General features: G+C 55.4%; 6 protein-coding genes. 2 read left to right on the top strand and 4 right to left on the bottom strand.

Annotated elements, in window-relative coordinates; genetic code table 11:
- The first annotated feature begins 723 nt into the window (after nucleotides 1–723).
- Both V6C16_RS05400 and V6C16_RS05395 read left to right on the top strand, forming a co-directional pair.
- A complete protein-coding gene (locus tag V6C16_RS05400) occupies nucleotides 724–990 on the top strand; it encodes an RNA recognition motif domain-containing protein (RefSeq protein WP_333536068.1) in 267 nt (88 codons plus the stop codon).
- An 85-nt stretch (nucleotides 991–1075) separates the two neighbouring features.
- A complete protein-coding gene (locus V6C16_RS05395) occupies nucleotides 1076–1306 on the top strand; it encodes a hypothetical protein (RefSeq protein ID WP_333536070.1) in 231 nt (76 codons plus the stop codon).
- Between the two features lie 375 nt (nucleotides 1307–1681).
- Here the strand turns inward: V6C16_RS05395 and V6C16_RS05390 are convergent, their stop codons facing one another.
- The 4 genes from V6C16_RS05390 to hemC all read right to left on the bottom strand — a co-directional run bounded on the left by V6C16_RS05390 (nucleotide 1682) and on the right by hemC (nucleotide 7569).
- A complete protein-coding gene (locus V6C16_RS05390) occupies nucleotides 1682–3127 on the bottom strand; it encodes a sodium:solute symporter family protein (protein WP_333536073.1) in 1446 nt (481 codons plus the stop codon).
- Between the two features lie 358 nt (nucleotides 3128–3485).
- Nucleotides 3486–4061: a TetR/AcrR family transcriptional regulator gene (locus V6C16_RS05385; protein WP_333536076.1), complete on the bottom strand. Its 576-nt coding sequence runs from the start codon at nucleotides 4059–4061 to the stop codon at nucleotides 3486–3488.
- A gap of 124 nt (nucleotides 4062–4185) precedes the next feature.
- Entirely contained in the window at nucleotides 4186–6621 is a 2436-nt protein-coding gene (locus tag V6C16_RS05380) for a Lon protease family protein (RefSeq protein ID WP_333536074.1), read from the bottom strand.
- Between the two features lie 15 nt (nucleotides 6622–6636).
- Nucleotides 6637–7569: a hydroxymethylbilane synthase gene (gene hemC / locus V6C16_RS05375; RefSeq protein WP_333536078.1), complete on the bottom strand. Its 933-nt coding sequence runs from the start codon at nucleotides 7567–7569 to the stop codon at nucleotides 6637–6639.
- Nucleotides 7570–7645 lie beyond the last annotated feature (76 nt).

Here is a 7645-nt window from a genome sequence, read left to right as displayed (position 1 = left end):
GTGCTCCTTGGTAGCTTTCATTTGTAGCCCTCATGCTGGTTTGGTGGTTGTTTGGTCATAACCAAACCTAACCGACATGAAGGGCTACTTCCATTTTGGGAATGTGCGAAAAATACCGTACGTTATCCTCAACGGCTAGCGCCCGTGAGGGCCGCGCAGACTAGATCGCCCCAGCGCGAGTATGCCGTACCCCCTCCGTTTTATGCTCCAGGAGCAGAAATTACTCAAGGGATCAACTTGGCTCATGCGTATGCCCTCAAGGTAAAGCACGGCGTTGTGCGGATGTGCCTGCGCGGCGGTATCTGCTCTTGTGCTGGTGCTGAAAATACAGGCAGTTCATTATGCATTCTCCAGGCATCTCTGATCCACTTTCCAATGGTACATGGTTTATTTCATGTCTTGGTCATGATTATCTGAATATCAGTGATTTTTATAAACAAATCATGTTGATGTTGTGAGTATTGAGGATATGAACATGCTGTTTGAATTGTTATTATTGTATTTATATATAAAATAAGTGTGCTATATGCCGAGGATGGATGTAAAACAACATGTGGATAATGGTATAATCAAGTATAGTAAAATTATTTTGTGTTGACGTAATATTTAATTTCTCCTATATTTTGTACTCAATGATCGGGCGTCGTAAATTTTTTTGCCAGAGACTTTACATGGGTAAGGCTTCCAGCGGAAAGTCTACCCTCCCTAACAAACGGAGTCTCTATGGCTACTTCAATTTATATCGGCAATCTGGCTTGGTCCACAACTGAAGACAGCATTTCCAATCTGTTTTCCACCTATGGCAGCGTAATTTCCGTTAAACTGCCGTTGGACCGTGAAAGCGGCCGTCCCCGTGGTTTTGGTTTTATCGAAATGGACGACTCTGATGCCAGTCGCGCTATCTCGGCCCTTAATGGTCAAGATCTTGATGGCCGTACATTGCGGGTGAATAAAGCCGAGCCTAAAAAGCCTGCGCGCGCAGCTTGGTAAGCTCGCAGATCTGATAAAATAAAGATCGCAGAAAATTGATATGTCCCATCAGGGCTACAATGGTATAAAGCCGCGAGGCTGACCATTGTCCCTGATGGGACATTGTTCATATGGCGGTGTGCGGGAGTTTAAGTGGATTGCCTCCTCCTCCTCCTCCTCCTTTGGTATTGATGGCATGGAAGAGCAAAATTTATCATCAGAATATGAAATGTTGGCTTTCAGCCGTTGGAAACTTTGCCAGTTTTTTCAGTTGCCTCACTTCAGGCTGCAAAAGGTTGCAAACGCCAGAATCAATACGGCAGTGGGAATGCAGTAGATACGGGCTTTCTCGTGATGTCCGCTCTCTGCCTGCCAAACGCATGGCCTGAGCTTTGTGGGTTCTGACGGTTTTGGTGCGGGTCCAGTGGGCTTATGCGGCTTGAGCGTCGAGCTTTTTTCTGCTTCATGCGAAGTAGCTTTGCCGGGAAAACGTTTGTGCCGCCGCCAGGACGCCATTGTGCGCGCTGAAGAACGTATATTTTTTTGAAATCTGAGCGCATTCACAAAAGGATTGACCGGCTTTTTTCGATGGAATTTCGAAAAAAGCCGGTCATTTTATTAGCCGTTGCGGTTTTTGTGACCAGCCCGCGTGATTGGGGGCTGGTCATCTTTTGGTCCTGTTTCGGGAAGATCTGTTGAAAAGTTCTCTGTGTTACGCATTGGGCGCGGGCCAGAACGTGGAAGCCTTGCGTCCTTCGCGGTCCAGCGCCCAGCCCAAAAACCAGCCCATCAGCGAAAAGGCTATGCCCACAAAAAAAGGAGGAATGAGGGCGGCTTGCATTCCAAGTACGGGGGTAGGGGAGACGGCTTTATTGGCCAGCAGATACCACAGCAGACATGAGGCAAAGCCCAGTCCGCAGCTCAGCCATGCGGCTATGGGGCTGCGTTTGCCAAAGCGGACAAGGGCCACATAGCTTGTCAGCACCGTCGCGCCGACGATACTCCAGCTGGTGGTACACAGAAGGGCGATGAGCTGCCCCTTGATCTGTGCGCTGCCGCCCGAAATCAGCACGCAGAAAACAATGCCGACAAACCATGAAAACCTTGTGGCGGGCCGGCCGGGCAGATCTTCGGCAATGGCCGATACGGCAATGTGAAAAAGAGCCGTTGCCGTGGACAGGGAGGCCGAAACAATAGCCAGCACGAAAAGCTGAAGCCCCACATCGGGCATGAGCATTTTTACAAGGTGGGGCACCACTTCATCAGCCGAGGCCGCATCGGGCAGAATAAGGCGCGACAATGCGGCCACAAAATACGTGCCACCCACAAGCACGGTAAGCACCAGCATGGCGAGAGGGGTGATGCGGTTGATCTGGCGGGGCGAGTTCAGGGCAAAGTGGCGCTGCATCATCTGCGGCTGCGCCCATACCGCCACGGATGTGACCATGACCAGCGATATGATGAACCAGCCTTGCTCCCCCGTGGAAAGGGAAAGAAAACCGGCATTTGCCAGGGGGGTTGGCGGCAGCTGCGCCAACTGCGCCATGCCTTCAATGGGGCCGCCAACCCTGTTGAGCACGGCTCCGATAAGCAGCACAATGCCCACCAGCATGACGATGCCCTGCATGGCTTCGGTGTAGAGAACGCCACGCAGACCGCCGATAAAGACCACTACGCCCACCACCACGGCTGCTATCCAGATCAGCGCCCAGACGGGAACAGGCAGTATCTGGGCCAGCATCAGGGCTGCACCCTTGATGACTGCGGAAGCATAAACGCCAAGGAATATGGCAAAAACCAGGGCAAGAGCCTTGCCCAGCAACGGACTTTTGTGTCCCTTGGCGATAAGCTGCGTCGGCGTACGGGCCTGAAGGTTGCGCTGACAGACCCTGGTAGGCCATGCCAGATAGCGGTAAACAAGCCATGTGCCGAGCCATACGTTGCCTGCGGCAACCAGGAGCATTTGCATGCCGTACATATATGAAAGTCCGCCGAAGCCCACGAGGGCCACGGCGGAAATATACGTTGCCACATAGGCAAGCGCCTGAATGACAAAACCTACGCGCCCCGTCGCCATGGCGTCGTGTCCGCGTCCTTTTCGCGCCAGCCAGATAAAGACGGCTATGTAGCCGAGCCAGATGAGAGCGTCGCCAAGCATGGCTTATCCCCTTTGTACCTGGCGTACCAGGGTAACAAGCGCCAGTACAAAAGAACCGGCGAGTAATGCCATGGCAACACGCACGGCGGCGTCCGTCAGCAGCAGGGTTGAAACAAGATCCATTGGCCCTCCGGCGCTAAAAGGCACAGACTAAAAAAGCCGCCGACCCCTATGGTCGGCGGCTATGTTACCTTATAAGCAAATTTGCCAAATATCCGCGCATCCTGGGGTCAGTTGCTGACTCCGGTAAAATAATATCGAAAATAGCTGATGGCGGTTGTTAGCTTCATTAATTTTTTCTATCTGTTCTTTACGTTGTTGTCAACAGTGCCTGGCCGTTGGCTGCGTAAAAATACGCTCAGGCTTTGATGGACCGGGCTACAAAGTCCAGCACGTCTTTGTACAGCGTGGGCGCGGCATAAGGCGTGAGCACCCGTGTGCGGTTGGCGCCCACCATAAGGGAAATGATCACCTGAGCCGTTGACTTGCTGTCAACCGTGACCAGGCTGCCGTCTTCAATGCCACGGGAAATGACCCTTTCAAGCTCCTGATGCACCTGTGAAAACATGGAATCCATGGTGTCACGGTCTGTCTTGGTTTTCATGTCGCTGTAGGGCGAACAGCGTACAAGCACCAGCCAGTTGGAATCCTTGTCAATGGAAAAATCAAGGTACGCCTTGCAAAAACGCATGACGCCGTCAAAGCCGGAATCTGCATCGGCAGTGGCCTGGCGTAGCTTTTTCAGGAAATGCTCCAGCACATCAAGGCCGGAAGCCAAAAAGAGCTTTTCCTTGTTGCCGTAATGGTGGGTCAGCAGGCCTAGCGCGACCCCCGCCCTGTCGGAAATCTTTTTGAAAGTGGTTTCTACATAGCCACACTCGCCAAACAGATCCTTGGCCGCCTGGAGCAACGCTTCTTTTTTGCTTTTATTCATCATGGTCTTCGCAGGAACAGGTTGGATAGTCCTTTGCTTACTTACTTATAGTTAACTGTATTATCTGCAAAAACGTGTAAAGTCAATACTGCAGTGTCGTGCAGCCCGGCAGATGTATAAAAAGTCAGCTCCGTTTGCTTCTCCTGAAGGCATTTTGTGCGTAATCGCCCAGTTGCTCAAGTCTTTTGTCAACGAGGTCATACAGGCTGCCGCGTGAAAAACCTCCATTTTTCAGTCTGCGCCCGGCGGCAAGACCGGTCAGCAACAGCAGGGCCTCTTCAATGCGACGCACTGCGTAGATGCTGAACTGTTTGTTTTCCACTGCCCGGAGCACGTCGGGCGAAAGCATGAGATGGTCTGCGTTGTCATAGGGGATGATGACACCCTGTGTGCCGGTAAGCCCATGCCTGGCGCAAACCTTGTAAAAACCTTCCACCTTGCGCGTAACGCCGCCCACGGCCATGATCTGTCCCGCATGGCTGACCGCGCCCGTAAAAGCCAGGTCGAGCCGCACGGGAACATCGGCCAGCGCCGAGAGCAGGGCCACCAGTTCCGCGCCGGAGGCGGAATCGCCTTCAATGCCGGCATAGCTCTGCTCGAAATACAGGGAACCGGAAAGAACAAGAGGCTTTTTGCGGGCAAAAAGGTCGGTGAGGTAGCTTTTGATGATCATCATGGCCTTGGTGTGGATGGGGCCGCCGAGTTCCGCCTCGCGCTCAAGGTCGATGATGCCCTCGTGTCCCACACCTACGGTACATGAAATGCAGTGGGGCAGGCCGAACTCGAAGTTTCCGTGCCAGGTCACCGAGAGGCCGTTGACCTGACCAACGGCTGCGCCCGATGTGCGCACCTTGATCAGTTCACGGTCATATTCCTCCATAAACACTTCTTCCACAAGATTGGCCCGATAAAGGCGCGCCGCATGGGTTTCTTCCATAATGGGGGCGCTGACCGTGTCGGCCCCCTTCAGACGGGCCAGGGCGGAAGCTTCTATCATCAGTTCGCGTAACAGGGGAAACTTGAGTGAAAGACGGCGTTGGTCTTCGCAAAGGTGTGAGCCCAGGTCCACAAGCCATGCCAGGGCCGTGCGGTCAAAGGGAGGGAGCGCGCAGCCGCGTATGATGTGCGCGATGTGGCCGAGGTAATGGCGGATATTCGCGGCATTGCGCTCGGTTTCATCCGCCATGTGCGCCTTGATGCGAAAAAGCTTTGGAAAGCGGTCGTCATTGACGAGCAGCCCCTCATACAGGTCTTCGCCGCCGACGAGCACCACCTTGAGGTCAAGGGGCAGCGGATCGGGGCTGAGTCCTTTGGTTCGGATGGCAGTGTCCGGCGCTTCGCCGGCATCTTCGATGCGGGCCTGATCGGAGCGCAAGGCGCGCAACAGCCCTTCCCAGGCTGTGGGGTGCTGCAGCAGGTCTTCCACGTGCAGCACCAGAAAGCCGCCGTTGGCCTTGTGCAGGCTTCCCGCGCGGATCAGGGTAAAGTCTGTGACAAGCGCCCCCATTTCTGATTCGCGTTCAATGCAGCCCAGAAGGTTCACGGCCGTGGGATGGTCATCGACCACAATGGGCGCGCCTTCCTGCTTGCTGTTGTCCACCAGCACGTTTACGGCATAACGGTACAGAACCATGTCCGCGCCGGGGCCGCCGTGGGTATCGCCAGCGAGGGAAGGGGGCATGCCGTCCCTGTGCATAAAGGCTTCGGTATTTTTCAGCATGTCCTCGCGCATGGCCGTAAAATACGCGGCCAGATCATCCCCTGGGCATGCTTTGAGCAGGCGCTGCTCAAGGGGGGTGAACAGGGTATCAAGCACCTGCCCCATAGCATCGCGCTCAAGGCCGCGCTCGTCATCCTGAAAGCTTTCCTCGGCCTTGTTGAGCTGACGCATAAGACCGGCCATAGACTGCACAAGATTGTCGCCGCGGCTTTTCAGCTTGAGGCGGATGGTGCTGTCCAGGTTGTCAAACTCTTCTTCATTGAGCCTTTTGCCCTCGACAAGAGGATAGAGCGTCAAGCCGCCGTTTTCATCCATGTCCAGGTTGAAACCCTTGTCCACGGCTACCGAGTTCATCTTGCGCAAAAGCCCCATGCGGGCCGTCTGGAATTTGTCCACAAGCTTGGCCCGGCGCTTCAAATACGTGCTGGCCTCAAACCTGCGGGGCAGTTCCTTGACGATGGAGTCCACCATCTCCATCATGCTTTGCCTGAATTTTTTGCCCAGGCCCGCAGGCAGGGAAAAAAGCAGGGGATGGTCCGGGTCCTGAAAATTATGCACATAGACAAGATCCGGCGGGGTGGGAGCCTTGCGGGCCTGCGGGCGCAGATAGTCGAGAAGCATGCGGGTACGCCCCAGATCCGCCTCTCCTGAAAGGTAGACATGGTAGCCGCGGGCCTTGATTTGCAGGGCAAGATCCAGCGCCTGCATGGCGCGGGGCTGGAAGGGGTTTTTGCGCCCGTTGCGCAAAGGCGGGATGGCCTGGCTGTCATCCCAGGGAATGCGGGCAGGGTCCATGGCAGCGTGCAGTCTGGACTCGGGCAGAGGGGAGATTTTGGACATATCTATGTGGTATACCTATGACTGTCGATAAAGTTTTTCAAGAATGCCTTTGCCGCCCTGCTCAAGAATTTCCTCGGCAAGTTCAAGGCCCCATTGGCGCGCCTGAGAGGTATGACCATCCTTGCTGCAGCGCAGAATGCGGCTGCCGTCAACCTCGGCCACCAGGCCTTCAAGGCGCAGGGTTTCGTCGTCCAGCAGGCGCGCATGGCCGGCAATGGGAACCTGGCAGCCGCCTTCAAGCCCGGCCAGAAAACCCCGTTCGGCCTCAACGCACACGCGGGTCGCGGTGTCTTCCATTTCGGCCAGAAGGGTGAAAAGCTCGTAGTCGTTCTCACGGCATTCAATGCCAAGCGCCCCCTGGCCTACCGCGGGCAGGAAAGTGTGCGGGTCAAGCGCATGCATGTACGGCGCGGAAAGCCCCAGGCGGTTCAGCCCGGCAGAGGCAAGGATTATGGCGTCATATACGCCCTCTTGCAGTTTGCGCAGCCGCGTATCCACGTTGCCGCGCAAGCTTTCAATGCGCAGATCCGGCCGTTGGGCCAGCAGCTGGGCCTGACGGCGCAGGCTGCTTGTACCCACGCAGGCGTTGGGGGGCAGCGACGCAACAGAGTCATATTTGTGCGAAAGCAGGCAGTCTGTCGGGTCCTCGCGCGGGGGAACGCAACCGAGCATAAGCCCTTCGGGCAGTTCCATCGGCACGTCTTTCATGCTGTGGACGGCCAGATCCGCCTCGCCGTTGAGCAGGGCCTCTTCAATTTCCTTTACAAACAGCCCCTTGCCGCCAACCTTGGCCAGGGGAACATCAAGGATGATGTCTCCCTTGGTCTTTATGACATTAAGGTGCACCTCAAGGCCGGGCATGGCTGCCTGAAGGCAGCTTTTGACGTGTTCGGCCTGCCAGAGGGCCAGGCGACTGCCGCGTGTAGCAATGGTAAGAGTAGTTCGCATGATCTTACCGTCTAATGCCCGCAGCTTGCACAGTTGCCGCCGGAACAGCCGGCGCAGCCGCCACCGCCGCCGGACG

The sequence above is a fragment of the Desulfovibrio sp. 1188_IL3213 genome (genome assembly GCF_036763145.1).
GTDB lineage: Bacteria > Desulfobacterota > Desulfovibrionia > Desulfovibrionales > Desulfovibrionaceae > Desulfovibrio.
Note: the sequence above shows the minus strand (reverse complement) of the source record. Positions and strands in the feature narration are given on the sequence as shown.